Annotated in this window: 20 protein-coding genes; 9 read left to right on the top strand and 11 right to left on the bottom strand. The window is 55.7% G+C overall.

Annotated elements, in window-relative coordinates:
- Window positions 1-7 precede the first annotated feature (7 nt).
- The gene (locus VFO10_RS14790; protein ID WP_325141455.1) at window positions 8-451 is read right to left on the bottom strand and encodes a DUF4189 domain-containing protein; all 444 of its coding nucleotides are present in this window, start codon (window positions 449-451) and stop codon (window positions 8-10) included.
- Between the two features lie 198 nt (window positions 452-649).
- Between VFO10_RS14790 and VFO10_RS14785 the strand changes: the two genes are divergently transcribed.
- Complete coding sequence (locus VFO10_RS14785) at window positions 650-1,105, top strand: hypothetical protein (protein WP_325141453.1); 456 nt, start codon at window positions 650-652, stop codon at window positions 1,103-1,105.
- On the opposite strand, the gene VFO10_RS14780 is transcribed toward VFO10_RS14785, so the two are convergent.
- The 7 genes from VFO10_RS14780 to VFO10_RS14750 all read right to left on the bottom strand — a co-directional run bounded on the left by VFO10_RS14780 (window position 1,106) and on the right by VFO10_RS14750 (window position 13,052).
- On the bottom strand, window positions 1,106-1,582 hold the full coding sequence (locus VFO10_RS14780; protein ID WP_325141579.1) for an acyl-CoA thioesterase: 477 nt from the start codon (window positions 1,580-1,582) through the stop codon (window positions 1,106-1,108).
- Between the two features lie 101 nt (window positions 1,583-1,683).
- Complete coding sequence (locus VFO10_RS14775) at window positions 1,684-5,904, bottom strand: ATP-binding protein (protein WP_325141451.1); 4,221 nt, start codon at window positions 5,902-5,904, stop codon at window positions 1,684-1,686.
- Window positions 5,905-6,062: 158 nt separating this feature from the next.
- Window positions 6,063-7,832, bottom strand: a complete 1,770-nt coding sequence (locus VFO10_RS14770) for an aromatic amino acid hydroxylase (protein WP_325141449.1) — start codon at window positions 7,830-7,832, stop codon at window positions 6,063-6,065.
- A 207-nt stretch (window positions 7,833-8,039) separates the two neighbouring features.
- Window positions 8,040-8,822, bottom strand: coding sequence for an orotidine 5'-phosphate decarboxylase / HUMPS family protein (locus VFO10_RS14765; RefSeq protein ID WP_325141447.1), 783 nt, complete (start codon window positions 8,820-8,822; stop codon window positions 8,040-8,042).
- Window positions 8,823-8,833: 11 nt separating this feature from the next.
- Window positions 8,834-9,508 (bottom strand): hypothetical protein, encoded by a 675-nt coding sequence (locus VFO10_RS14760; RefSeq protein WP_325141445.1) that lies wholly within the window; start codon window positions 9,506-9,508, stop codon window positions 8,834-8,836.
- Window positions 9,509-9,622: 114 nt separating this feature from the next.
- Window positions 9,623-11,824: a glutamine synthetase III gene (locus VFO10_RS14755; protein ID WP_325141443.1), complete on the bottom strand. Its 2,202-nt coding sequence runs from the start codon at window positions 11,822-11,824 to the stop codon at window positions 9,623-9,625.
- A gap of 223 nt (window positions 11,825-12,047) precedes the next feature.
- The gene (locus VFO10_RS14750; RefSeq protein ID WP_325141441.1) at window positions 12,048-13,052 is read right to left on the bottom strand and encodes a M28 family metallopeptidase; all 1,005 of its coding nucleotides are present in this window, start codon (window positions 13,050-13,052) and stop codon (window positions 12,048-12,050) included.
- An 86-nt stretch (window positions 13,053-13,138) separates the two neighbouring features.
- Here VFO10_RS14750 and VFO10_RS14745 point away from each other — a divergent pair, with 86 nt between their 5' ends.
- On the top strand, window positions 13,139-13,294 hold the full coding sequence (locus tag VFO10_RS14745) for a hypothetical protein (protein WP_325141439.1): 156 nt from the start codon (window positions 13,139-13,141) through the stop codon (window positions 13,292-13,294).
- A gap of 33 nt (window positions 13,295-13,327) precedes the next feature.
- On the opposite strand, the gene lgt is transcribed toward VFO10_RS14745, so the two are convergent.
- Window positions 13,328-14,155 (bottom strand): prolipoprotein diacylglyceryl transferase, encoded by an 828-nt coding sequence (gene lgt, locus VFO10_RS14740; protein ID WP_325141437.1) that lies wholly within the window; start codon window positions 14,153-14,155, stop codon window positions 13,328-13,330.
- A gap of 219 nt (window positions 14,156-14,374) precedes the next feature.
- Between lgt and VFO10_RS14735 the strand changes: the two genes are divergently transcribed.
- From VFO10_RS14735 to VFO10_RS14705, 7 genes are all read left to right on the top strand, one after another.
- A complete protein-coding gene (locus VFO10_RS14735; protein WP_325141434.1) occupies window positions 14,375-15,163 on the top strand; it encodes a hypothetical protein in 789 nt (262 codons plus the stop codon).
- A 52-nt stretch (window positions 15,164-15,215) separates the two neighbouring features.
- The gene (locus tag VFO10_RS14730) at window positions 15,216-15,866 is read left to right on the top strand and encodes an RraA family protein (RefSeq protein ID WP_325141432.1); all 651 of its coding nucleotides are present in this window, start codon (window positions 15,216-15,218) and stop codon (window positions 15,864-15,866) included.
- A 322-nt stretch (window positions 15,867-16,188) separates the two neighbouring features.
- Window positions 16,189-17,109: a hypothetical protein gene (locus VFO10_RS14725; RefSeq protein WP_325141430.1), complete on the top strand. Its 921-nt coding sequence runs from the start codon at window positions 16,189-16,191 to the stop codon at window positions 17,107-17,109.
- A 92-nt stretch (window positions 17,110-17,201) separates the two neighbouring features.
- Complete coding sequence (locus VFO10_RS14720) at window positions 17,202-18,086, top strand: metal-dependent hydrolase (protein WP_325141428.1); 885 nt, start codon at window positions 17,202-17,204, stop codon at window positions 18,084-18,086.
- On the top strand, window positions 18,083-19,576 hold the full coding sequence (locus VFO10_RS14715; RefSeq protein ID WP_325141426.1) for an NAD(P)/FAD-dependent oxidoreductase: 1,494 nt from the start codon (window positions 18,083-18,085) through the stop codon (window positions 19,574-19,576). Before VFO10_RS14720 ends, VFO10_RS14715 begins: the two co-directional genes overlap by 4 nt.
- Window positions 19,577-19,674: 98 nt before the next feature.
- Window positions 19,675-20,982: a HAMP domain-containing sensor histidine kinase gene (locus VFO10_RS14710; protein ID WP_325141424.1), complete on the top strand. Its 1,308-nt coding sequence runs from the start codon at window positions 19,675-19,677 to the stop codon at window positions 20,980-20,982.
- A 13-nt stretch (window positions 20,983-20,995) separates the two neighbouring features.
- On the top strand, window positions 20,996-22,225 hold the full coding sequence (locus VFO10_RS14705; protein WP_325141422.1) for a hypothetical protein: 1,230 nt from the start codon (window positions 20,996-20,998) through the stop codon (window positions 22,223-22,225).
- Here VFO10_RS14705 and VFO10_RS14700 read toward each other — a convergent pair.
- Both VFO10_RS14700 and VFO10_RS14695 read right to left on the bottom strand, forming a co-directional pair.
- Window positions 22,222-24,543 carry an RCC1 domain-containing protein gene (locus VFO10_RS14700; protein ID WP_325141420.1) on the bottom strand — a complete coding sequence of 774 codons (2,322 nt, stop codon included), beginning with the start codon at window positions 24,541-24,543 and terminating at the stop codon, window positions 22,222-22,224. The genes VFO10_RS14705 and VFO10_RS14700 overlap by 4 nt on opposite strands.
- 456 nt (window positions 24,544-24,999) lie before the next feature.
- Window positions 25,000-26,142: a mechanosensitive ion channel family protein gene (locus VFO10_RS14695; protein WP_325141419.1), complete on the bottom strand. Its 1,143-nt coding sequence runs from the start codon at window positions 26,140-26,142 to the stop codon at window positions 25,000-25,002.
- Between the last annotated feature and the right edge of the window lie 44 nt (window positions 26,143-26,186).

Here is a 26,186-nt window from a genome sequence, read left to right as displayed (position 1 = left end):
AGTGGGATCAGGTGCACTCGTTCAACACAACCTTACAGCTCGAAGCAAAGTTACTGCAGTTCTGCAGAGCATTCTGAACGGCAGCGAGGCGGTCGGTGTTCCATGCCCAGCCGTAGCCGCGATCGGATCCGACGGCGAGCACGGCGCAGGCATTTTGCGTCCAGAAGATGTACTGGCAGCTGTTGTCATTGCAGTAACCACGCGCGATGGCTTTGGCCAACTCCAAATCGTTGGAACGTCCCCATCCCCAATTTCCGTTGGCGGGTGAGTAGTAGACGGCGATGTAGGTGTTGGCTCTGAGGTCGAGCGATTCAGAGCTGGCTCCGTGGAGTTGCTCGGGATCGGAACCGACCGTTGCAGCCGCTGTGTCCGCATGAAGAGAAGACTGTGCGGTCAGAGAAAGGAAAAGTGCGATGATTCCTGTTTTGGCGAAACTCAAGCGTCCTTGCATAGAATTATCTCCAAGTTAAAAGAAGATTCAACGTCATGACGCTTGAAAAAAAATTTTGTTGCAGGAAAAAATTTATGTGCCTGGTCTTCACCACCGAATCCTGGTCGAGGGGGGCTCGTTTTGCCGCTCTCAGTCGGAAGAGTGTTGACGAAAACCCGGGGGCCGGCTAGGACTAAGCCTCAAGCGGAGGTTTTCTGCATGCGCGAAAAGTTCTTTCGAAAGGCGGATTCTCCGCTTCATGTGCCCGATTCAGGTCCGAATGGTGCGGCAGCTCCAAGTCGCGAGATTTATGGCCTTATGGGTGATGAGAATATCAAAGCGATGCTGCGCGATTTTTATGAAGGGCTCGGACGGTCGGCGATTGCCGGAATGTTTCCGCGGGAACTCGTGCGGGCTTCGGAAAAATCAGCTCTGTTCTTCATCGGACTTCTCGGTGGCCCGCCGATTTATATGGAAACCTATGGGCCGCCGCGCATGCGAGCCCGGCATCTGCCCTTCCGCATCACGGAAGCGCATCGGAGGGAGTGGCTCGCCTGCTTTTACCGAGTGCTGGAGCACCCGGAGCGTTATCAGTTTCCCTTGCAGCATCTGGACGGCTTTAAAAAATTCCTGGATGGCTTTTCCGGATGGATGGTGAACACCGCGGAAGACTGATCAGTCTTTCGCCTGTTTCCTGAGCCTTTGCCGCTCCTGCCAGCGGAATTCCGCCTCTTCAAAACGCTGCTTTTCAATATCTGATTCCGGACGGAGCGGGGGGATCTTGGTCGGACGCTTGTCACTGCCAAGGGCCACCATCGTAAAGTAAGCGCTGGCTGTGTGAAAGTGCTCACCGGTCAGCGGATTTTCAGAATCAATGCGAACTCCGACCTCGCAGCTGGATGTGCGGGCGTAGTTGACCGTGGCCTTCAGAGTCACGACCCAGCCGATCTTCACTGGACTTAAGAAATGAAGGGTATCCACCGCAGCCGTGACGACTTCGGTCCGGCTGTGCCTCTGCGCGCAGATCCCGGCGGCGATATCCATCCAGGACATGATCACACCCCCGAAGATGGAGCCGAGCGGATTGGTGTGCTCAGGCAGAACCAGTTGCGTCATGATCACGGAACTTTCACTGGGCGTTTTCGGGTCCATACGTCGCACGGCAGGGCTTCCTCTCGACAGTTGATAAGTGTCTATCGGAGCAAGCTCTTTTTCCTGTAATTTCCTGTTTTGGGGCGAAACCCAAAAAACTCTCAATTATCCAATGCGTCTTTGCAGATGGCGGCGACGGCCTTGCTCAGCTCGGAAATCCTCATGGGCTTGGTGAGGTGGGCTTGAAAACCGGCTTCCAGCGCTTCCAGCCGATCCTGCTCGCTGGCATAGGCCGTCAAGGCAATGGCCGGGGTGATCGTCAGCTGCCGTTCTTTTTCAATCGCCCGCCAGCGCTGAATGAATTCAAGTCCATTCATCTCGGGCATGCCGACGTCACAGACGATCGCATCGAATTTTTTGATGGTGAGAAGTTCCAGGGCGGCCGCACCGGACGGCGCAAGGTTATTGATGGCGCCCATGTGATGAAAGGCTTTGGAAACCATCTCCCGCGCGTCCTGTTGATCATCGACCACCAGAATGCTAAGGCCCTCCAGAGGCCTCCTTGCCCTTTGCAGGCTTTTTTCCTCGGCCGTATCATCCAAAACTTCATGCGGGTTATGAATGCGAACCGGAAGCCGGATGGTAAACGTCGAACCCTTGTTCCGGCCCTCGCTGCTGGCTGCGACGGAGCCCCCATGCAGCTCGGCAATGTGCCGGACGATGGCCAGACCCAAACCAAGACCCCCGAATTTACGGGTGTTCGACGCGTCCTCCTGATGGAAACGATCGAAGACATAAGGCAGGAAATCAGGACTGATGCCCTTGCCGGTATCATTCACGCGGATGGCAATGGCGCCATTCAAAAGCTCGGTGGCCAACGTCACAGAGCCGCCCGGCGCCGTGAATTTCACAGCGTTGGACAGAAGATTCCATATCAGCTGCTGCACGCGCATGGCATCGCCCATAAAGGAATCGACCCGAGGATCGAGCTGCAGATTGATGCGGACGCCCTTGGATTCCGCTCCGAAACGAACGGCATCGACCGCGGCATGCACGACGGGAGTCAGGGCGAAACTGCTGACATCGAGCAGGAATTTTCCGGTTACGATGCGGGAGATATCCAGAAGGTCGGAGATGAGCTGGGTCTGCGCCTTGGTATTGCGTTCAATCGCATCCAGGGAATCCATGAATTCCTGCGTGCCGGGCTCTTCATAGCGCAGGAGTTCCGCATGCCCCCCGATCACATTCAAAGGACTCCGGAGTTCATGGGACAGCACGGCGAGGAATTCATCCTTGCGTCGATCGACTTCGGTCAGGTGTGCAAGGAGCTTCTCGCGTTCCTGCTCGGCTTTTTTTCGCGCGGTGATGTCGATCACGATCGCCACGACGCCAGTGACCCGACCCTTGTCATCCAGCTTCGGCGCATAGACGAAGGCCACGTGGAATTCCTGAAGGCGGCCATCGGTCAGTCGAGAGCGGACCGGCATATCGTGAATGGTTTCCGCCTGTCCACCCTGATACACGCGATCGAGAATCGCCAGGAAACCCTGTTCCCTGGCATCCGGGGTGACATCAAGAAACGTGCGGCCGAGAACGTCGGACGAACCCGTCCAGAGTTTGATGAATTCATCATTCACAAGGGAATAGGTGTAATCCGCGCCTTCCAAAACCGCCATGCCCACCGGCGCATGTTTGAAGATGCTCTGCAGTTCCCGCCTCGCGAGGTCGTGCCGCAGCATGGCTTCCTTGCGTTCGGTGATATCGCGGAAAAAGCAGGAGATGCCGCCGTCCTTGGCGGGATAGATATTGACTTCGAACCAGCGGCCCAGAGGCTCATAAAAATTCTCAATGACGCGGGGCTTTCTTTCAATCGCAGCCCGTCGGTATTCCTGCTCCAAAGACGTGCCGACGGAGGCAGGCCAAACCTCCCAATGGGTTTTGCCTAGAACATCCTCGCGGCGGAGACCATTGATTTTTTCCGCCTGCACATTAAACGCCGTAATTTCCCAGTTGGGACCAAGTCCCAGGTAGCCGTCCCCGATGCTTTCCAGGACGGCAAGCGTGGTCGCATGAGCCTCTTCCGCTTCCCGCCTCAGCATATGCTCGCGCTCACGAGCCTCACGGCTGATGCGGGCCATTTCAAGGTTGGCGCCGACGCGGGCCAGGAGCTCGCGAGCGCTGAAGGGCTTGGCCAGATAATCATCCGCTCCGGCTTCCATCCCCTCGGCGCGGGATTCTTCACCCGCGCGAGCGGAAAGCATAATGATGGGAATAAGCCGCGTTCGAGGATCCTCGCGCAGCGCTTTCAAGAGTCCGAAGCCATCAAGGATGGGCATCATCACATCGGTCAGCACAAGGTCCGGGACGGTTGCACGCGCGATCTCCCAGGCTTCCGCACCGTTCGATGCGGTCATCACCGTCCAGTTCTGCTGCAGGATTTTTTGCAAATACTCCCGCATGTCGGCGTTGTCATCGACGAGAAGAACGCGCGCGCCGCTGGTCATCTTGAAGCGTGGATCCATATCGTGAGACGGAGGAAGCGTCTCACCATGACCACCGAGCCAGCGGCGGGCTTCCTCGATATACGCTGCAGCCCGCGTCGTTCGCGAGCCTTGACCCTGGCTGACGATACGATCCGCGGGCAGATGCGACGAGCCGGTTGGGATCATGATGCGAAAACGGGTGCCTTCTCCTGGGATGCTCTGAACGTCGATCGTGCCGCCATGCAGATGCACAAGGTCATGCACCAAGGCCAGACCGATGCCGCTGCCTTCGTGGGTGCGGCCGCGGGCTCCATCCACGCGATGGAAGCGTTTGAAAAGATCAGGCAGAGCCTCGGGCGGAATGCCGATTCCAGTATCGCTGACGGTCAGGATCAGAGTTTGATCCGCCTCATGCAAGCGCACGGTGATGCCGCCTTGCAGCGTGAACTTGAACGCGTTGGAGAGAAGGTTCAGAACGATTTTTTCCCACATATCAGGATCGATGAAGGTGGGATGCTGGACCGCATGGCATTCCAGGTATAAATTGAGTCCCGCCCGTTCAATGGTGGAGCGGAACATGCTGGCGAGGTCTGTCGTGAACGTTGCAACATCCAATTCCTCGTAGCGAGCCTGGATGCGGCCCGCTTCAATCCGCGAAAAATCGAGGAGAGTGTTCACAAGCTTAAGAAGTCTCAGGCTATTGCGATGGGCGACTTCAACTTCCTCGCGAACCTTGTCAGGCGAAAGATCAGGCTTCGCTAGAATATCTTCGAGGGGCCCGAGCATCAGCGTCAGTGGCGTACGGAACTCGTGGCTGATATTGCTGAAGAAGCGGGTCTTGGCCTGGTCGAGTTCAGCCAGCTTCTCGGCCCGACTCTTCTCGCTTTCATAAGCTTCCGCGCTCTGAAGTGCGGCCGCCATTTGATTGGCTGCGAGCTTTAAAAAGGTTTCATATTCAGTATCGAGCTTCCTGCATGGATTGATGCCGGCAATCAAAATACCCGACGCCTGATCCTGTCCCGGTGATACGATAGGCAGCACCAGGGCTTCGTGCACGGTCTGCTGGGCAAGGCCCGTGGGCCTGTGTGGAATTCCACTCAGATCGCAGACCTGAGGATGGAGGGAATCCACTACGCTTTGCAGCGGCCACAGTTGACCTTCAGCCTTGCCATGCACATCCAGATCTTCGTAAAGGAGTCCTGTGGCGGAATCCAGACCGAAGTGCTCCATGAGGTGACTTTGATTCCGATCGCTGGACAGACGATAAAGGAGAGCGAAGGGAATATCGGCAGGATTTTTGGAAAGGGCTTCCGCCGCGGCTTTCCATACAGCATCCGAGGATTTTTCGGAAAGGGCCCGGCCCGATAATTCGGATAGCGTGGCAAGACGGCGTTCGCTGAGGATTTTCGCCGTTGTTTCCGCCGATGGACAGAAAAGTCCGCCTACGCTGCCTGTCTCGTCCCGGATGGGACTATAGGAAAATGAATAGTAGGTTTCCTCGAGGCAATCACCGCGGCTCATAAAGAGCTGAACATCGCTCACGAACGAGGGTTCACCCCGCTGAAAAACTTTATCAGCGAGCGGTCCGCAAATGTCCCAGATTTCCGCCCAAACTTCAGCAGCGGGACGGCCCAGCGCCCAGGGATGCTTGGCGAGGCTGAGCACGTCGATATAGGGATCATTATATAAAAAAGTATTAACCGGACCCCAGCCGATCCACATCGGATGCTGGGAATTCAGAATTATACTGACGGACGTGAGAAGACTCTGGGGCCAGGATTCGATCGGACCCAGGGGAGTCGTGGACCAGTCAAAGCTGCGAATAAGGACACCCATCTTGCCCCCGCCAGCTAGGATGGCATTGAGGTCGATGGGAGTAGAGCTGCTCTGACGTGTCATGAGACATCCGAATCTTGAGGCTTAGCATGGCTGCGTCGCGGGACTCTGCATGAAGGCATGAGCGACCGAAAGCAGCATAATATAGATGACGTGAGCTTGCAGCTTTGTTCGGTATTCCGCAGAGAAAAGTGGCCGGCCGTGAAGACCGGCATGAAGGTTTAATGGAGGAGTTTCAAGCCTTCCGCAACAAGTTCTCTTGTATCATCACTCGCTTGTTTCGAAGGCTCAAGACGCTGGCTCAGCTGGCGAACCCAGCCTGACGTCAGACCCTGTGAGTCAAGATGTTCGCGGGCCAGTTCGTAGACTTCCAATTGCAGGAGCCATTCACTGGGATGATGCTTTCCAACAGTATCGGCAAGCTGCTCAAGCTCGCTCATGGCTGATTTTTTATCAGCTCCAGGACGCGCGAGATGATCCCGCAAGGCCCGCAGTTTTTGATAGCACGAGATTCCATCCAGCTCTTCCGGAGTGAAGGGCGTGCTGCGCGCCGGCGTGGTCGCGGCGGGAGTGATTTCCTGCTCACCGTATTTTTCACGATCGGCAGGACCGCCATACACCGAGGGTACGGAATCACCGACGATCATATCAAACTCGCCCCAGGCCGGATCGAAATAAAGCTGACCGCTTTTGCGGACGGAGCAGTCGGTGAAGGTGACCAGCACGAGCTGGCCTTTTTCCCGATGAAGACGCAGGACGCGGCCGCTGACTTCAAAACCCGAGGCAAAGCGAAGCTTCGCATTCTGATTCACAGCGAGTCCCAATTCCCGCAGTTCATTGTCATTCATGCTCGCCAGTGCGCGATCGGTGTGACCGGCGAGGCGGCCGATCGGCGAGCTGAAGCCATGGGCGTGGCGGGCGGTGCCTTGGCCTTCCATTTCCCGGTTTTCGTAGCTGATCTGTACGGGGCCCGCGAATTTGATGAAGTCCACGCGATCACCGACGGCTTCGAATTCCGTCAGGCGTCCCGTGATGCCGACTTTGGTATTGAGTTCCACCGTGCAAACGGCTTCGCCTTCCTTGCCGCGTTTCAAAGCTTCGATCCCGCCGATGCGATAGGCGAGCATGGCGTCGAGTTCATGCAGGACATCATGAAGATGCTGCATGCTTTCGGCGACGAAAAGCTGAGGCTGGGGTTCGGTGATGTTATACGAATACTTGATGCAATCGAGGTTCAGGCGAATTTTCTTCACCTTGCTGGTCATCGCGTGCTTCGATTCACCGACCGACGACAGAAGACCGGCTCCGTAAATCTTCGGCGCTTCGAGGGAACCGACAAGGCCATACTCGGCCGTCCACCAGCTCATGCGGGCCACCAGCGCCTGCTCGGATGTGTACGTGAAAGCCTTCAGGGCTTCCTGCAGGCGCTGCTCGGCCCCGTCTATGATCACGGCCGTGCTTTCCGGTTTTTCCTTGATATCGGAAAGGTAGCGCACGGCTTCGTAAAGCATCAGATCCTGTTTCGAATAGATGGCCTTGGAGCCGAGGGAGGCGTAATAGGCGAGATAATCGCTGTAGTCCTTATCGGGAAGAATGGGCGCGTGACCAGCGGCCTCATGCACGATATCCGGCGCGGGTGTATAGGCGATGTGTTCAACGCTTCGCATATCAGTGGCAATCGGCAGGATTTTGCGGGCCTGAAATTCGATGAAGGCCCAGGGCGCAATGAAGCCGACGACAGGCACAGCGCCCCAGCCGATGTCCTGGAGAGCGTGATCAATTTCATCGACATGGGGAATGCGATCCACCCGCAGGCCGGTTTTTTTGAAGCCTGGCACATAGGTGCTGACCGCGTGCTCGGGGAAAAAGTCCATAGCCCGACGCATGATATAGCGCCAGGCGGCGTGATCACGCGCAGTGTACTTGCTGGTGTCGTGTTCGGTGCAGTATGCCCGGAGATAAGGCGGAAGTCGGTCCAAAGTACGTTGCATGGGGCCCCCCTTCGAGATGATCCAGGAATTTTTTTACCGGGAATGCAAGAAAATTGCCAGTGAGAGCTGGTTCCGAGCGGGGTGAGACTGCGTGCGCCGGCTCCTGGCCTGCGCGAAACAGGTGTTATCGCGCGGTTGGTTCCGAGCCTGCGTGGGGCGGGGTGAGACTGCTTGAGCTGAGGAATCGGGGGCGTGGGCCCCCGGTGTTCAGCTGTGGGCGGCGGCGATCATGTCACGATATTTCCGGGCCTCTTGAGCCGGGTCTTTGGCGTAAATGATGGCACGACCAACATTGGCTATGGTGCGTTGGCCAAAGATGCCGAGGATGGGGGCGATGTCCCCACCCTGTGCGCCGATGCCAGGAACCAGGACCAAGGCTTCCGGCAGAATACGGGCGACTTCGCTGATTTCTTCGAGCGTGATGTGATTGCCAGGACTTGGCGCGCCGATGACTATCCCTGCGGCCTTGGCTTCGGCGGACTGATGAGCGAGGAAACGATAAAGAGGTTCGCCGTTGATCAGCGCCGTTTTCATCAGGCGGTATTCCGGATTCGACATGAGCACGAGAGGAATCAATCCCACGTCATGGGCCTGAGCCTGCTTGCCGGCCTGCAGCGTATTGCCGGGAAAAGGAGCATAGGTGATGGCATCGAAGCCTTCCTGCTTTGCATGATAGATACCGGCATCGTTGGTATCGCCGATATCGGCAAGCTTGCTGTCGTCGATGCTGACCATCCCCAGCGCGTGAATGCGATCGTTCAAAGAACGCATGGCTTCGCGCGAGATGTCTTTAAAATAATTGCGGTTGAGTTTGATCGCAGCTGTGAAGGGCGCGACCGCTTCGATGATGGAACGCGTCCATTCAGTTTTGCTCACGCCCTCGGGCATCTGATTCCCGTGCCTTTGCGCAGCTTCCGCAGGATCTATGCCGACGCAGAGAAGGCTCTTTTTTCTTTGCACGGCTTCGAGCCATTTTTGACGAAAATCCATGAGAAGGCTCCTTATACCAGATGATCAAGAGGCAGACCGAGTTCAGTGGCCAAGGCCTCCACCAAAGCATGGGGAGGCTGACGCTGACGCACCGCGAGACGCAGAAGTTCGGGGGCGCGGCTCATCGGATGATAGCTGATGTGGGAGCCGTATTTTTTTTGCAGATATTCGGGAACGGTGAGGCCATCATCGCGACGCTCGCAACGATCGGTCAGACAGATGACACCCCGCACATCCACGCCGGCTTCCAGCAACTGATCGAGACATTGAAAAAGAGAGAGTCCGGTCGTCACCGTATCTTCCAGGACAAAGGTCGCGCCGCGGGGCTGGCCGATGAAAAAGCGATCGGCAGGGTCACCGTGCGGTTTGGGTTTGGCGCGGCCCATGGCAATCACATGGCTGCCCTGAGCAAAGTTGGGGGACTGCCTCGCCAATTTCAGCGCGGCAATCACCGCAGTTTTTGTGGCCCCTTCCGGCACGCCGTAAAGAGTTTCACAGGCGAGATTCTTTTCACGCATGAACGTCACAAGGTAGTCGGTCAACTGATCGAGCATCCAGGCGTCGTTGGTGGACTTACGCCAATTTACGTAAAAATGGCTGAGGCGGCCGCTCTTCAGGGTCAGAGGTTTATCGAAAAAACCAATGATTTCATTGTTGAGAATGAATTCGGAGAAGCTGAGGGTCATCGAAACGGTCCCCTATGGCAAGTTTGGGCGCATCCTACACCAAAGGCTGGAGTTGGAAAAGGCTTGAATTTAAGGGGGAAACGCCGCCCCGGAAGGGCGGCGAGGCGGACTGTATCAACCGATGCCGAAGAGCATATCGGCGTAAGTAGGCAGAGGCTGCTTGTCGCGAGGGAGCATGGCTTCCACGCGGTCGCTCGCTTCACGCAGTTCTTCGAGCTGCGGATAAACGGTGTTGGCCATCGATCTGGCTGTCGCTGGAAGATGATCGTGTTCCATCGCATCACCTGCTGTGAGTTTGGTCACAGCTGTGCGAAGGGCCTGGATTTTGTGAGTCAGCTGGGCGGTTTCTTTGCCGAGCATCATCGCCACTTCCTTGGCGCCGGACTCAAGACCGAGTTCCTGCGAGTTTTTCACAAGAGTGGTGAGATCCTTCAGATAGCAGAACGCCGTCGGAAGAATGGCCGTCTCGGTGAGTTCCAAAGCGCAGTTGATTTCAATCAAACGCTGCTTCAGGTAACGCTCCTGCTGAATCGCGAGTCGGCTGGCGACGTCTTCCGAACGGAAGATGCGACCTTCGACGAGGAATTCAGTTTTGCTCTTATCAGCCAGAACTTCCAGGGCCGCTGGAGTGTTCGGGTAGTTGCTGAGGCCGCGGCGAGCCGCTTCATCACGCCATTCCTGGGAATAGCCGTTGCCTTCGAAGCGGATTTTTTTGGTGTCCGCGATCACGCCGCGCAGAACCGAAATGGTATCTTCAGGAGAAACCACGCCGTTTTTCGCTTTGGCTTCCAGCTTGGCGTTGACCTTTTTCAGGCCTGAAGCCACGGCGGCGTTCAGAATCGTGGCCGGATAGTTGATGGGAGAGCTTGAACCCACGGCGCGGAACTCGAATTTATTGCCGGTGAAGGCAAAAGGCGAAGTCCGGTTGCGGTCGGTGTTGTCTTTCGCCACTTCCTGCAGATGGCTGACGCCCAGGTCGAGCATCACGCGTTCGGCAGAAAGACCTTCGGTCCTGCCCGATTCCAAAGCATTCAGAATGCGATCCAGGGTATCACCGAGGAAGGCGCTGATGATGGCAGGAGGAGCTTCGTTGGCGCCGAGGCGGTGATCGTTGCCGGTGGCGGCGATCGAGGCCCGCAGAACATCAGCATGATCGTGAATGCCCTGCAGCGTTGCGCAGAGGAAGGTCAGGAACACGATGTTTTCATGAGGCGTATGACCGGGCTCCAGAAGGTTCCTGCCAGTGTTATCCGCCAGCGACCAGTTCAAGTGCTTGCCGCTGCCGTTGACGCCCGCAAAAGGTTTTTCATGGAAGAGAACCACAAAACCGTGACGCACGGCGATCTGCTTCATCACCTTCATCAGAAGCTGATTGTGGTCGGCAGCAATGTTGGAGTTTTCGAAAATAGGAGCCACTTCGAACTGGTGCGGAGCCACTTCGTTGTGACGAGTTTTCAGAGGCACGGCCAGCTTATAGAGTTCAAGTTCGGCTTCATTGATGAAGGATTGAACGCGGCTGGGGATGTGACCGAAATAGTGGTCTTCCAGTTCCTGGCCTTTGGCAGGCTTATGGCCCAGAACCGTGCGGCCCGTCATGCTCAGGTCGGGACGCTTGTCATAGTATTGCTTCTCGATGACAAAGAATTCCTGCTCGGCACCAATCGTATTCACAACGTGTGACACGTTCTTCTCGCCGAGAAGTCGCATCGTTTTCACAGCTGCTTCGTTGAGGATCGCATTGGAACGGAGGAGGGGGGTTTTATAATCGAGGGCTTCGCCGTGGTAGCTGATGAAAACAGAAGGGATATAAAGTGTCTTGCCGCTTTCCGTTTCCATGATGAACATGGGACTCGAAGGATCCCAGCCGGTATATCCGCGGGCTTCGAAGGTCGCCCTCAAGCCGCCTGATGGGAAGCTGGAGGCATCGGGCTCGCTCTGCAGGAGTTCGGCGCCGGTGAAACGCTCGATGGGCGAGCCGGCCTTATCGAACCAAAGGAAGGCATCATGCTTTTCCGCGGTTGAACCGGTTTGCGGTTGGAACCAGTGGCAATAATGAGTCGCGCCGCGCTCCGAAGCCCACTCGCGGACAGCCGTCGCAATACGACTGGCGAGGTGAGGGTCGATTTTTCCGCCAAATTTCATGACGTTATCAAGCGTCTCCACATCCTGGCTGGAAAGACGTTTGCGCATGGCACGAAGATCAAACACGTTGGAACCAAAGTAGTCCGTAACGCGAGCCAATTTATTATCGCTCGTGCGGGGACGGTCAATGGTACGAATGGGGTGGAACACGGTGTCGGATGACAATAGGCTCATGCGATAGTCTCCTCCTGTGATAGCGCCAAAATATCTGGGATAGGGAACCTGAAAACAAGGGAATATCACAGGGTTTGGAAAATGAAAACGCAGCCCTTGAAAAAGGTGAGGCGCTGCGCGTGGAAAAAAGCTTCCATTTGGGAGGAAATGCGGAAAAGGTTCAAGCTTTTCGGTAATTTTGCTGCAAAAACCCCTGTCCATCCAAGGCGCAGGATTCCAGGTTTTAAGGTTGCGCAAGTTTAAGCAGCATCGCCATCGCCAGCTGGCTGACCTTCTCGATACTCTTATAATCCAGGGTTTCGAGGCGATCCGAAGGCTGATGCCAGGTCTGAAGGTTATCAAAGTCGATCAGATCTATGGCCGGCACGCCCTTTTCCATGAAGGGCACATGATCATCGACGGCGCTCTTGGAGTAGGATCGTCCATAAAGTTCGCCTTGAAACATCTCGCGGTCAAGAGCAACGGCCATGTTCATGAGCTGGGAGTCGGATAAGGAATCCAGCGTGAGCTTGACGTTCGGCATTCCGATCATATCCAAAAGCACAAGGGCCTTCACTTTTTCCCCACCTAAATGTGTGGGAAGACATTGCGCGGAGGCACAGCTTTGCAGTTGACCCGCCAGATGTCGGCTTCCATAAAGGTTATCCTGCTGCCTGGCGGGATGCCGCTCCTCGCCATCGCGCCATTCGGGAAGATAGGCTTCCTCGCCATCAAACCAGACGGCCATGATTGAACACTTGAGGTCGCTCTGCTCTTTCATCTGGCGCATGATTTCCAGAAGAGCGGCGGATGAAGACCCGGAATCATTGGCGCCGAAGCCTGGGCCTGTTTCCAGCCTTTTGCTATCGTAATGAGAACCCAGAAGCACAACGCAGTCCGCATTGGGAACCTTGAGCTGCGCGTAGACATTGCGCGCTGTCAGATCCAAGGTGAGTTTTTGCATGACGCTGCCGCCGCTGCTGCCGAGGTAGGCCGGATCGGGAACCGAGGCCGTGAAGGTATCGACCGTAACCGTCAGACCTATGGCTTCACTTTCCTTCTGCAGCCAATCGGCAAGCTGGCCCTGGCGGGCGGATCCCAGGGGGTGCGGTTCGGCGGCCAAAAATTCAAGGGCGCTTCGGACCCGCGTTTCGTCCCAGGGCAGGAGCGCCTGTCCGGGCTCCACCTTGGATTTGCAGAAAGCGCCTGACATCAACACGGCGATCAGAAGGATTTGGCCGCGAATCATAAGAGGCTCCTTTTCAAGGGTCGTAACCTGAGCTTTACGCTCCGCCCGAGCAGGCCTTATAATGGCAGCAAAAGAGGAGTCTCAGCATGTGGTTTCGTTTAATTTTAACGGCCTTCGCATTGGCCGTGGTTCTCTATTTGCAATTCGGTTTCGATATTAAGGACTGGATCAAGAATTCCGCAACTCAAACCAGCGAAAATTCGGGCAGCACTCCTGAGGCTGACGCAGCGTCCTCGCCCTGAAATGGAAAAGGAAGGCCTGAGCCTTCCCTTCGTTCATGCCTTTTTCTTTGCCTGGTTCCGGGTCGTGCCGTCAAGCCAGGGCAGCCATTCGAGGAGCTTGCCCGAGAAGGCCAGAAGTCCGAGGATGATGAACGGAATGCTGAGGATCTGGCCCATGTTCAAGGGCAGATCATTTTCAAAGGGCACCTGATTCTCTTTGAAAAACTCGATGAAAAAGCGCGAGGTGAAGATCCAGAAGAACATCAGGCCGATCATCTGGCCGCGTCTTTTGGCTTCCGTTTTCTGATAGAGCAAATAAAGCAGGCCGGTGAGGACGAGGTAACTGGCCGACTCGTAAAGCATGGCCGGGTGCCGTGGCACGGTTTCGCCCGCGCGTTTGAAGATGATGGCCCAGGGCACATCACTGGGCTTGCCCAGAATCTCGGAATTGAAAAAGTTGCCGATGCGAATACAGGCCGCGGTGAAAGCGATGGCGATCGACAGACGATCGGCCAGCCAAACGTAGCCTTGGTCGGGATGCTTGCGTTTATAGAGCCAGACAGCAATTATGACGCCAATGGTCCCACCGTGACTGGCCAGTCCGCCTTTCCAGATGAAAAGAATTTCCAGGGGGTGGCTCAGGTAGTATTCGGGTTCGTAGAAGAGGCAGTGGCCCAGGCGCGCGCCGATGATGGTGCCGAGCATGACGTGAAAGAGCAGCGATGACAGGTCTTCTTCATTGTAGCCTTCACGCTTGAAGATCTTCTGCATGAACGAGTAGCCGACCATGAAACCGATGGCGAACATCAGTCCATACCAACGAGGCGCGAAACTGCCGAGGCTGAAGATCTCGGGGGAAAAATCCCAAACTAAATGTTCCATAAAAAAAAGGCATCCTCCTGAACCTGAGAACCGGGTACCCCTGTGAATGAGGCGTGGCCACCCATTATGGCAAAAAGAAAGTGAAAAAGCATCCGTTTAGATCAGGCGAAGCCTGCGGGTGGCAGTTGGAGCCTGCCAGCGGGAATGAACCTCGCCAAGTTCATCATTTTCGTGAATCATAAGAGAGTCGAATAAACGCGCGGAAGGGGCCTTTGCACCATGATCCAAACAACCACCAAAGTCAGTGTGGAAACTTTTCTTTCGGTGATCATTCAGTGTGCGATTCTAACGGTTGGACTTTTGCGCCAGGATTTTCGGCAAAAGGATGTGATGTTCTATCTGGATCTCATCAAGGACGTGATCCATAAGGGCATGCTCGGACGTCCGATCGACATTCAATTCGTCCAGATCCAGCGCTGGCTCAAACGCTATGAAGACCTCGGCTGGCTCAGCTCACGCCGGGAGGGGCGCGTGACGTATTTCCGGATGAAGGTCGCTGGATTTAAAGGGCTCCTGCGCGCCCTGTCGGCTGAAGAGGAGCTGTTGGATGTGCCCGAGGCCCTTCTTATTCAGCATATTCTCGACGCCTATGGTCCCTATCTTCGGGAACGCCTGATCAAAGAAAAGTCGAGCGGCAACGCTCAGGACACAGCCATTCGCCAGTATCTGAAACCGGGCGTCGTTTTTGAGAATCAGATTCGCCTTTTGAATAGCCTCATCAGCAATCAGGAGCATCGCATCCAGGAATCCCTCAGGCTTCAGGCCTATTGCCAGAGTGCCCTCACGGGCGGAGAAAGCCCTGAAGATATCGTACGCACAATGCCCTCGGATTACAGTTATCCTCTGTCCCATCAGAAATCCTTCCGTGAACTGCTTCAGGAAATTCCCAGCGCCTTGAGCGAATTTGAAATCCGTGAAGGCTTCGCCCACCGGCATCGGCGCTTCTATCAACCCTATTTGAGTTTTTTGCAGGCCCAGCGCGAATTTTATCAGGGCATGTTGGAGTGATCTTTGCTAGGGTGTTCGCAGTTTGCGAAACCCATGATCAGGAGAACTCCCCATGGCTGATGCGTCTTCGTTTGTTCAGCTCTCGCCCACGACTCTGGCGGAATTTCTCGACACCGATCACGTGATGGATATCGGCATTCGACCGCTCTGGCATCACATGCCGCGGATCGCAGGTCCGGCCTATCCTGTCCGCTGCATGGCTGGGGATCATCTGATGCTGCATGCTGCCATTTACCGTGCACCTCCGGGATCGGTGATTGTCGTGGAAGCGGGTGACCTTGATTACGCGGTCGCGGGCGGCAATGTCTGTGCGGTTGCGAAGAAGCATGGCATCACCGGCTTCGTGGTCGATGGTGTCCTGCGTGATATCGCCGAAACGCGGGCCCAGGAATTTCCGGTGTTTGGTCGCGGCATCCGGCCCATTCCGGGCGGGAAGAATTCCATCGAAGGTTTGAATGTGCGGGTGCGCTGCGGGGGTGTGGAGGTGGCTCCCGGTGATATGGTGGTCGCCGATGAAGAGGGCGTGGTCGTGATTCCGGCGGACCGCTGCGATGAAATCCTGCAGAAAGCTGTGGCGAAAGCTGCGAAAGATGCGGCTGAGTCTTTGGACGATTGGGAAAAGAACCATCGTGCGCGGATTGAAGATATTTTGCGCCGCAAAGGTTTCTTCGGGCCTGAGGATGGGGCAGGACAGTGGGTGTAAGCAAAGAGTGAGAGCCGAGGCTCCCGTTTTTCTGCGCAAGCCTAAAGAGAAAAGCCCACATTTTCATTGTTATTCCCTTGCCTTGAGCCTAATTCCCCGGATTTTCTTCGCAACGCGACATCCCAGGGCCTGAACGAATCCAAAATACTATGTAATTACGGTTGGTTGCGAGATCGTTCGGGGGAAATCGCGTTTGGACTGCCGTGGTCTGACACGGATTTTATTTCGAAAACTTAAAATGTTCCCATGACTTGCCTTCGGGTTCAGATCTTGCATTTTCTTCCAGGCAGTCCACGAGTTCGAACATTATGAGGTGCAAGCTATGCGCATCGCTCGAAAACTTTTTCCGTCCATTCTGTGCCTTCTCGGAGTTTCCTGTGCCGAGGAAAAAAATCCTTACGCCAGCCGCTATGTGGCTGGGGGAACAGCGCCCGCGACGGGAACGGCCAATGCCGGTGCTGCCAATCCAGGCACGGCGGCCGCAGGGTCGCCCACTGTGATGGATACCCAGGAAGCGGCCAAGGACGCAGGGACCGTAGCGAAGCCTGATGCCATTGCGAAAGCGAGCCTCGCCGGCGTGCAGCTCATCTGTTCCAATCCTCCTGCTCTGGCGAAAGCTCAGGCGGAATTAGGCGTACTATGTTTGAATGGTCAGCCGACGCAGGCTTTTGCCAATGCGCTGGCGGCGCCCTATAAAGGGGGAGCCAATCCTCCCTTGGTTTTGATCAAGTCCGTTGATAACAACGGCACGAGTGAATTCATCGTGCTCGCCGTCATCGAGGTTCCCAAACCTGTCGCCGAAGTCTTCGGCAAAAGAGCCCAGCTTTCCACCGGAACCTTGACCGCGGGTAACGCCACCGTCACACAAAGCGTCGTGACTCAGGTCCCGGCCGCGGGTGGTGATAACATGGGCGGGGCAGAGATCAAGTTTGATCTGAACGTCTCCGTCGGTATTATTCGAGTGGCCAACACCAGCATACTGCAGGCGGATTCCAACGCCTTGAATGCGGAAAAATCGATCATATCCACGATCAGCATGCTGAAACCCGGCGCGGCTGACAACGCGGATGATATACTCTCGACATCCCTGTCCTTCATGATGCAGGACGGCAACGCCACCAAGATCATTTCCGTCAATCACCAGATGGTGAATAACCGCGGCCAGGCGGCCACGGCCGAGCAGACTGTAACCGGCATAGGTCGCGCGACCATGACCGATACTTACACCAAGCTCATGCAATAAAACGGAGTAATGAGCCGCGCCAGCATCAGCAAGAGCAAGAGGCGCAAGGAATCAAGACGCGAGTTGACAGTTTGGATGAGGCATAGAATAGTATGGGAAGTCTTAAACGCGAGAACTCCATGAAAGCCTATCGTTCTGCTATCACGATCCGTTCGATCCAGCCTCAGTATGAGGCGACGCCGGATCTGCATTGGTTCGGTGGGAATCCTTTTACATCGCATCTCGTCCATGCCCTGTCCTTTCTCTTCCCACCTGGCGAGGAAATGTTCGTCAAGTCGGTGAACCACTTCAAGGATCAGGTCACCGATCCCGATCTGCGCCGGGCCATCAAAGCCTTCGCCGGTCAGGAGCATCTGCACAGTAAAAGCCACCATGATTTCAATGTTTGGATTCAATCGCGCATTCCGGAGGCGGAATCCTACTGCCAAAGAATCGCCGATGGCATCAATCGCAACTATACGCGCATGGAGAAGCGCAAACCCATCGTCAACCTTGCTGTGACGGTGGCGCTTGAACACATTACGGCGGTGATGGCGGCTACCTTCTTAAGCCGGCCCGATATGCTGGAAAAACTTCATCCCGAGGTGCGGGCCCTTTTCATCTGGCACGCGATCGAGGAAGTCGAGCATAAGAGCGTCGCCTTCGATGTCTATCGAACTGTCGGCGGCAGCTATCTGACCCGGGTGTGGGCGATGATCATGTGCACCATGATGCTGACAGGCAAGACCCTTTATTATCAGGGCAAACTCCTACAGAATGATGGGCAGCTCAGCAACTGGCGCGCGGGACTTTCCGCCCTGCGCGAGTGCTTCGGCCAGGACGGCTTCTTCACCGTCCTGCGCAGCCGCTATCTCGATTACTTCCGACGGGATTTTCATCCCTCGCAGCACAATGATCAGGAACTGGTGGACACATGGCAATGGAAGCTCTCGCAGCTGACGGCCGTCAAGGTCATCGGTCGCGTGGAGGTTCCATGAATCCTGGCCGGGAGACGATCGTCATCGTGGGTACCGGATTTTCCGGACTTGGCATGGCGATCCGCCTGAAAAAGGCCGGCATCGATGATTTCGTGCTGCTGGAGAAAGCCGGCGAAGTCGGAGGAACATGGCGCGAGAATCATTATCCCGGCGCCGCCTGCGATGTCCCATCCCCTGTGTATTCATTTTCTTTCGAACCCAATCCGAAATGGAGCCGGGTGTTTTCACCGCAGGCTGAAATTCTCGCCTATCTGAAACACTGCGCGGATAAATACCAGATCCGCCCGCATATTCGCTTTCATAGTGAAGTCAGCGCGGCGAGCTACGAGGTAAAAAGTGGATTATGGACGGTCCAAATCCAAGGGCAAAGCCCTTTGGTCTGCCGCTTTCTGATCCTGGCCTCGGGAGGCTTGAGTCGCCCGTCCTATCCAAATATTCCCGGTCTTAAAAATTTCCAGGGCGCACTTTTCCATACCGCGGCCTGGCGTCATGATGTGCCTTTGCACGGTCAACGGGTGGCGGTCATCGGCACCGGAGCCAGTGCCATCCAGGTGGTGCCGGAAATGGTGCGCGTGGCCGGTGAAGTCAAAGTCTTTCAAAGAACGCCGGCGTGGATCCTGCCCAAGCCCGATGGGCTGATGCCGCAGCGTTCGCGTCCGGGCAATTGGCTTCTGCGAAAACTCCTTTACTGGCAATTTGAAATGAAGGCTCTCGCGCTCCTGCGGCCGAAGCTCATGCGCTATGGGCAGAAAATGGCCCTGGCCTTTCTGAAAGACGAAGTGCCCGATCCGAAGCTTCGTGAGAAACTGACTCCCGATTACATCATGGGCTGTAAACGCATTCTTCTCTCGAACGATTTTTACAAGGCCATGAGTCAGCCGCAGACCCAACTGATCACCAGCGGCATCGAGGAAGTCACAGCCCGCGGTATTAGAACCCGTGATGGCGCGGAACACGAACTGGATGCTGTGATCTGTGCCACAGGATTCCAGGTGGCCGAGGCCTCGGCGCCATTCCCCATCCAAGGCCGTCGAGGGCTTGTTCTGAGCGAAGTCTGGAAGGATGGTGCTCAGGCGTATTTGGGCACGACGGTGAGCGGCTTTCCCAATATGTTCATCATCGTGGGGCCGAATTCAGGGCTGGGACATAATTCCATCGTGTTCATCATCGAATCGCAGGTGCAGTATATCCTGGGGGCTCTGCGCACGGCGCGCAAGAAAGGCTGGAAATCCTTGGAGGTCAAGGCCGGCATTCAAAAAGCCTTCAATGAAAGGATACAAAAACGTTTTCAGAATACAGTCTGGAGCCGCGAGCACTGCGTGAGCTGGTATCAAACCCCCAGCGGGAAGAACACCACGATCTGGCCTGGCTTCAGTTTTACCTTCCGCCTGCGTACACTCTTTTTCGATCGCGCGGCTTATGAAACCCTCGAAACCGCGGCCGGACAGGAAGCGGGGCAGGCTCATCTGAATCCTCTGAGCACACGCTGATTTGGCTTGTTCGTATTTCCACCTGTTTGCTTGCCTGGTCGCCTTAAACTAGGGCACAGTATCTGTTGAGTCTTGTTCCTGAAAGAGGCGACTCTTGCATGCTGCATTTGACGACGGCAGCCGATTGGTTCCTCAATCGTGCGCAGTTCCCCCATTCAAGGGATCAAATCCGAGGCCGAACCTTCATCCTGGTTCTTGGGCTGAATCTTTTATTTCAAACCGCCCTGAGCTTTCTTCTGCCTGACGAACACCGGCTCTTTCCCTTTGCGGTTCAGATTTTGATTCAGCTGAGCACGGTTTTGGTCCTGCTCGCTTTGACCAAAATCACCGGACGCTATCGCACGGCCGCTGTGATTCATTTTGTTTTGCAGAAGGTCTTCATGGGCCTTGTCTTCGCCAGCAGCGAATCGCTTCACAGCATTTATTTCGCGTCCATGAGCACCGACGTGGTCATGGCCAGCTTTATCCTGGGATTGCGGCTCGCCATTCCCCTGACTGTGTTTCAAGCCCTGGCCACGCTGGTGATGGTGCAGCGGAACCGGGCCTTGGCCGCGACACTGCCCTTTGGAATGGATCTCGCCACCTACGCCGGGCTTTTGGCTTTCAGCATTCTGCTGGCCCAGTTCTCGATGGTTCTCTTCTCCTGGCTGTATCACAGGAGCCTGCAGCATGATTATACGAAGCTCCAGCATGAACGGTCGCGCCTTTTTCGTTCCGCCCGTACCTTTGATCTGAGCCGCATGCTGGGGGAAATGAATCATCATGTGAACAATCCGCTCTCCGTTATCCACGCGCAGCTTTATCGCCTGACTCTGCAGGCCAGAAAACGCGCCGTTCCCCCCGAGGAAAGGCAGCTGTCCGGGGCGTCCGCAGAGGCCATGCAGAAGATCCGTTTCATCGTCGAGCATCTGAGGCTTTTGGCCTCGCCTGATTCGCAGGAAACGATCAGCACCATCTCCGTGCGCAACCTCTGCCTTTATATCCTGACTCATTTCCAGGAAAATTTCCGCCTGAAGGGCATCACGCTCCAATTCGTGGATCAGACCATGAACATGAGCTTCGCCTGGCGGCGGCATGAACTCTTCACGATCCTGGTGGCGGTCATTCAGAATGCGGGCGAAGCGGTCGAACGCAGTGTCGAGAAGCAGGTGACGGTGCGCATCGAACGTCACCCGGCGTGGCTGATGCTGACCGTTACCGATACTGGCCCTGGCATCCCCGACGAGCAGCGGGCCCGGCTTTTCAAACCCTTTCATTCCACCAAGCAGGGCTCGCGGCATCTGGGACTGAGCCTTCTGACCGCGAAGGCTGTGCTGGAAGATCGGGGCGGTACCATCTCCTGTGAGGACGTGGCCCACGGCTGCTCGTTCCAAATTGGTTTGCCTCTGGGGTTGACCGGGGCTTGAAAGGTTTTGAAAATTGCCTATTCATCGCGGCTATCTTGAACGTCTCGTCCTCCTGATTGATCGGATCGGTGGACGTTTTGAACCAAGCGATCCTTTCCAGAGATTCAGGCGTCGCGCGTTCATCGTCACGCTCATGATCCTGGCCTCGGTGTGCCTGATGCAGGCGCTGATCGCTTTTCTTATGAGTCATGCGCTCTTTATCGTCATCATCATGTCCGTACTCTTCGGCCTTGTGATCGCGAGTATAATCATGACACGACGATCACCGCTGGTGGAGCCGGTGGCTTCGCTGGTGCTGAGTTTCCTGGTCGTCATGGGCGCCCTGCTGGAGGTTCTCGGGGGACACAGTCCCAACACGCCGCTGGTGTACTGGAGTCCTGTGATGCTCTTTGGAGGCTATGTGTTCTGCGGCCTTCAACGCGGAAGCCTGGTCGCCGGTTTTGTGATGCTGTCGAGTCTTTTTATTATCATCATGCCGTTCGTGATGAATGATGCCCGTATACTTCCTGCAGGTTCGGCCGAGGCCTTTCAAAAAAGAATTTTTGTGACCGTCCTCCTTTGCCATTTCATACCGCTGGCGATCCTCAGCATCTATGAGAAATTTTTTGTCCTGTGTCATGCCGAGGCGCGCGCCCTCTTCGATAAGATGGAAGGCAGGAAGGATAGGACCTTTCTCGGCCGCCTTGCGCAGGTCCTCGTGGGCGAGATGGAACCCGAGCTGCGGCGTATGGAAACGGCCTTTCAGGACCTGCGGCTGGTGGCGGATGTGGAACGGGGGACGCAGGAGATTCTGAAGCCTTTGCAGGAGCTGGTGCAGCTGACAAGGCGCTATGAGCCGCTCTCAATCGGAGCTCTGACGGCGATTGATAGAGGGCTCGATCTTCAGGACTTGCCGGATATCATGAGACGCTTTACCGATTTTTCCCGGATTACGTTGGAAGGTCCCACCTACGAAGGTTTTCGTTTTCAGGGTGGCCAGTCGTTTTTTTTGCTGATCGTCCTCTGCCTCTCGCTCCGTGAGCTCATGGACAATCCCCGCGTGACGCTCCAGCATGTGACGCTGAGTCATCAGGTGAACGGCATTCAGATCATTATGGAGGTGCAGGGTGAAGAGAAGGATCTGCGCCTGTCCCTGGCGCAGGATTTTCTGCATGATCTGGATGCGAAGATGCATATCATGCCCGAAGACGAGGGCACATTGTCCCGGCTGATCGGAATCAATGTGCCACTGACCCGTGCTTAACGGCGGGTGACAAGCGTGCTTGTTTTGCTGCCGTATTCGATGACCTTTTCGGGGATGGTCGGCTGATTGTTGGTCGTGCCGTTTCCGAGCTGGCCATAGGTGTTGCTGCCCCAGCACTTCAGAGTGCGATCATCCAGGAGCGCGCAGGTATGCTGCCGGCCTGCGGACAATTCCACCACAGCGCGACCGGGAGCGATGCTGACCGGCGTTTGATTGGGAGCTGTGCGGCCGATCGTATCCCCTGACGCCAGCTGTCCTTCCTCATTTCCGCCCCAGCATTGGAAGACGCCTTCATCAAAGAGCGCGCAGGTATGGGAAAGACCCGCTGTGACCTGGCGCGGAGTCAAGCCCGTGCCGACATCCACGGTGGTGGCTGGAGCAAGGCGTCCTGTGGTATCACCCAAACCAAGCTGGCCATCGGTGTTGCGGCCCCAGCAGCGGAGGCTGTTATCACTCAGGATTGCGCAGCTATGATAGGTTCCCACGGCCATGGAGCGAACGGTGACGTTGGGACCGAAATTCAATGCGTTGGCATCAGGCGCTGGTCTTTGTGTTTTATCGTTGTAACCGAGCTGACCATCGGAATTGCTGCCCCAGCACTTCATCGTGAAGTTATCGAGCAGAGCGCAGCTGTGATAAGCACCGAGGGAAAGAGCCCGTGCCGTGCGGCCGAGTCCCAGATCCACAGCTGTCAGGGGTGGTGTCAGTCGCATGGTCCGATCTCCGTAACCAAGCTGACCCGATGCATTCGCGCCCCAGCATTTCACGGAGCCATCATCAAGAATCGCGCACGAATGCGCGAAGCCGGTTGCGATGGCTTTGGCGCTGCGTCCCAGACCAAAACTCAAAACCGTCTGAGGAGCCAGGCCACGGAACTGCTGATCACCATAGCCGAGCTGTCCCGAACCATTCTGTCCCCAGCATTTGACGCTGCGGTCCTGAAGGATGGCGCAGGTGTGAGAAAAGCCCGCGGATACGGCCACAGCGGCTTTTCCATAACCCAGGTTCAGGCCGAACGAAGGTGGTGTGTAGCGATCCTTGTTATCTCCATAGCCGAGCTCGCCTTCGAAGTTATAGCCCCAGCAGCTGAGGGCATCATCATCGAGGACAGCGCAGGTGCTGGAGCCGCCACTGCTGAGCTGTTTGGCGAAGACGCGCAGATCGTTTTCAAAGGTGATCCGCACAAGGTCAGAGGCGCTGTTGCCAGCGAGGTCGGTCACCATCAGTTCAAATTCATAGTCACCAGCCAGGTTCGTCGTGATGGACGTATCTTCGGCGTTGATCAGGGAAAAGCTCGCCGTTCCCGGGCCGGATTTTTTCGACCAGCGGAAGATGGCAGCACCATCGGTTGTGGCATCAATGGTCGCGCGATAACGGCTGCTGCGATCCTCGCCGAGTGAAATCGTGGGAGCCGTGGTATCCCAGATGAGGGTCAGTTCATCCATTGCGATCGCGCCGGTGGCTTTGGTCGTCGTCAGCCGCAGCACATAGGTTCCATCCATCGTGGCTTTGACGGTCGTATCTTCCGAAGTGGCCGCACTGAAGGTGATGATGCCTGGACCGGAGACCTTGGTCCAACTATAGCTGGCGGCATCCACGGTCACAGCATCAAGGATGATTTCCTGATTGGTGATGCGATCCTGGCCCACGGATACAGCGGGAGCCACTGTATCCCAGATGAATTTCATATCCGCGGCCGCTTCGTTGCCAAGGTCATCCCAGGCTCTGAAACGAACGGTATAAGTTCCGTCCTGACTCGCGGTGATTTTGGTGGTCTTGCTGTCCTTCTCGCTGAAGACGAGGGTGCCGGGACCATTCACCTGGAGCCATTCCACGCGCGCAGCATCCGAGCCGGCCTTGCCATCGACCAGGATGGGTTGGAAGGTGCGGATTTCCTCGCTGACAAAGACCGATGGTGCGCGGGTATCCCACTGAAGCGTCATGTCATTGCTGACGCTTTGACCTTCTTCGTTGCGAATGGTCAGACGAATGGTATAGACCCCATCCTTATCCGCCCGCATCAAAGTTTCCGCCGCCTGCGGCGATTGAAAGATCACGGTTCCGGGGCCGGAAAGCTGGCTCCATTCCCACCCGGTCGCTGCGGTGGTCTGGGCCTTGACCAGGGTTTCCTTGTTGCTGCGGACAAGATCCGGGAGCTTGATGCTCAAAAGGGGTTTCGCATCCCCGGACGCGATGGGAGCATCTGCTGGTGCATCAGCGAGATTGACCCCACCTGAGTGTTTGGATTTTTTCTGACAGGCCGTGGCCAAAATCAAAGCGGACAGGATGAACACCAGCCCTTTTGTTGAGTCTCTCACGATTGGTCCCCCCTCTCAAAGGCAACTCTGGAAGCGGCCTGCTATCGGTCCGGGTTTAAGAAATATTAAGGGAAACCTTGAAGCGTATGTTGTTTCAGGATCTTGCCGGGGGCATTGCATACGGGATGAGGGCTGAAGCAAAACTTTTTCAGAGGATTTCGTGCGCAAAGAAAAAGGGTTCTTACTTATACGTAAGAACCCCAATCTTCAATACAGAGGTCTTCCGCTCGCAGCCCGGATGGTGACCGAACCGCGGAGGCTTACCTGTCCATTTCTGAAACCACCTGCTCGCGCGTGCGTATCACGGAGCGGGTCGATGCGAGCTTGAATAGGGGAAGCGCGCGGACAGCTCAAGCAGGGATTACTTACATTGTAAGTAGCCTCGATAAATCTGATCTTTTTTAACTTACAATGTAAGTGAAACCCGTCTGACCCCGAAGGATTGGGAAATTTGGCTTAATTCGGCTGCAGCTGCGGCGCCGCGGGAATTCGGATTGCGCTGCCAGCCTGTTCCTGACTTGCAGACTGGATAATAATCGTGCGGCTGGGAAACGCGAACTCGATGCCTTCGTTGGCAAAGCGTTCAAAGAGAGCGAAGTTGATGTGCTGTTGGGTGTCCATATAGGTGTTGTATTCGGGTGTTTGCATAATATAGACGACCTCGAAATCGAGTGAGGATTCGGCGAACTTGACGAAGTGCGCGCGATCGAAGGCGGTATCTCGGGTGTTCTGGATAATCTCTTTCACCAGGTCCGGAATCCGCTGAAGTTTTTCCCGCGGCGTATTGTAGACGACACCAAAGCCGAAGACGATACGGCGGGTCTGCATGCGTTTGAAGTTGCTGATTTCGGTTTCGATCAGGGTCTTGTTCGGAAACACCAGCTGTTCACCGGAGAGACTTTTGATGCGGCTCGTCTTCAGACCGATGTTTTCGACCGTTCCCGACTTGTCACCGACGACGATGAAATCGCCCACTTCGAAGGGACGATCCAGGACGATCGAAAGCGAGGCGAAAATATCACCGAGGATATTCTGCACGGCGAGCGCGATGGCGATACCACCGATGCCGAGCCCTGTGACCAGCGCCGTGATATTGATGCCCAGGTTATCAAGCAGAAGGAGGAAGAGCAGTGTCCACAGAAGGAACTTGCCGGTGATATTGATGGCGCTGTAGGCGGAGATATCAAAATTTTCGGGAGTGTCCACATGATTGCGCTTCATCAGATAACGGCGGAGCAGATACTCGACGACCTGGTTTCCCCAGATGGCCGCCTGAAAGAACAGACTGATGACCACGCCCTTATAAAAAATCATTCGGGTTTCCGGCGAGGCCCCGACTAAAAAAGCCGAAGCATAAAAGGCGATCACGAAGATGAGAATCCCACTGGTGCGCCGCAGCAAGGATACGAAAAGATCATCCCAGTGGGAGGCGGTATGCCGGGCCACATTCTGAAAGTGTTTGATCGCCTGCCGCAGGACAAAGCGCAGGACGGTCCAAAGGATAATGGAAAGGACGGCGAGTCCCAACCATTGGGTCAGAGTGAGGTCGAGATAAGCAAAGTCATTGAGACGTGCAAGAAAAGAATTGTTGGCATCCATTGGCATTCCCCTTATGCGAAAAGGCCCTTGGATAATGCAAACGG

It is taken from the genome of Oligoflexus sp. (genome assembly GCF_035712445.1).
Classification (GTDB): domain Bacteria; phylum Bdellovibrionota_B; class Oligoflexia; order Oligoflexales; family Oligoflexaceae; genus Oligoflexus.
Note: the sequence above shows the minus strand (reverse complement) of the source record. Positions and strands in the feature narration are given on the sequence as shown.

Excerpts from the sequence above, each read along its gene's own strand:
- VFO10_RS14790 (WP_325141455.1), bottom strand. The coding sequence starts at position 451 with ATGCAAGGACGCTTGAGTTTCGCCAAAACAGGAATCATCGCACTTTTC.
- VFO10_RS14785 (WP_325141453.1), top strand. The coding sequence starts at position 650 with ATGCGCGAAAAGTTCTTTCGAAAGGCGGATTCTCCGCTTCATGTGCCC.
- VFO10_RS14780 (WP_325141579.1), bottom strand. The coding sequence starts at position 1,582 with ATGGACCCGAAAACGCCCAGTGAAAGTTCCGTGATCATGACGCAACTG.
- VFO10_RS14775 (WP_325141451.1), bottom strand. The coding sequence starts at position 5,904 with ATGACACGTCAGAGCAGCTCTACTCCCATCGACCTCAATGCCATCCTA.
- VFO10_RS14770 (WP_325141449.1), bottom strand. The coding sequence starts at position 7,832 with ATGCAACGTACTTTGGACCGACTTCCGCCTTATCTCCGGGCATACTGC.
- VFO10_RS14765 (WP_325141447.1), bottom strand. The coding sequence starts at position 8,822 with ATGGATTTTCGTCAAAAATGGCTCGAAGCCGTGCAAAGAAAAAAGAGC.
- VFO10_RS14760 (WP_325141445.1), bottom strand. The coding sequence starts at position 9,508 with ATGACCCTCAGCTTCTCCGAATTCATTCTCAACAATGAAATCATTGGT.
- VFO10_RS14755 (WP_325141443.1), bottom strand. The coding sequence starts at position 11,824 with ATGAGCCTATTGTCATCCGACACCGTGTTCCACCCCATTCGTACCATT.
- VFO10_RS14750 (WP_325141441.1), bottom strand. The coding sequence starts at position 13,052 with ATGATTCGCGGCCAAATCCTTCTGATCGCCGTGTTGATGTCAGGCGCT.
- VFO10_RS14745 (WP_325141439.1), top strand. The coding sequence starts at position 13,139 with ATGTGGTTTCGTTTAATTTTAACGGCCTTCGCATTGGCCGTGGTTCTC.
- lgt (WP_325141437.1), bottom strand. The coding sequence starts at position 14,155 with ATGGAACATTTAGTTTGGGATTTTTCCCCCGAGATCTTCAGCCTCGGC.
- VFO10_RS14735 (WP_325141434.1), top strand. The coding sequence starts at position 14,375 with ATGATCCAAACAACCACCAAAGTCAGTGTGGAAACTTTTCTTTCGGTG.
- VFO10_RS14730 (WP_325141432.1), top strand. The coding sequence starts at position 15,216 with ATGGCTGATGCGTCTTCGTTTGTTCAGCTCTCGCCCACGACTCTGGCG.
- VFO10_RS14725 (WP_325141430.1), top strand. The coding sequence starts at position 16,189 with ATGCGCATCGCTCGAAAACTTTTTCCGTCCATTCTGTGCCTTCTCGGA.
- VFO10_RS14720 (WP_325141428.1), top strand. The coding sequence starts at position 17,202 with ATGGGAAGTCTTAAACGCGAGAACTCCATGAAAGCCTATCGTTCTGCT.
- VFO10_RS14715 (WP_325141426.1), top strand. The coding sequence starts at position 18,083 with ATGAATCCTGGCCGGGAGACGATCGTCATCGTGGGTACCGGATTTTCC.
- VFO10_RS14710 (WP_325141424.1), top strand. The coding sequence starts at position 19,675 with ATGCTGCATTTGACGACGGCAGCCGATTGGTTCCTCAATCGTGCGCAG.
- VFO10_RS14695 (WP_325141419.1), bottom strand. The coding sequence starts at position 26,142 with ATGGATGCCAACAATTCTTTTCTTGCACGTCTCAATGACTTTGCTTAT.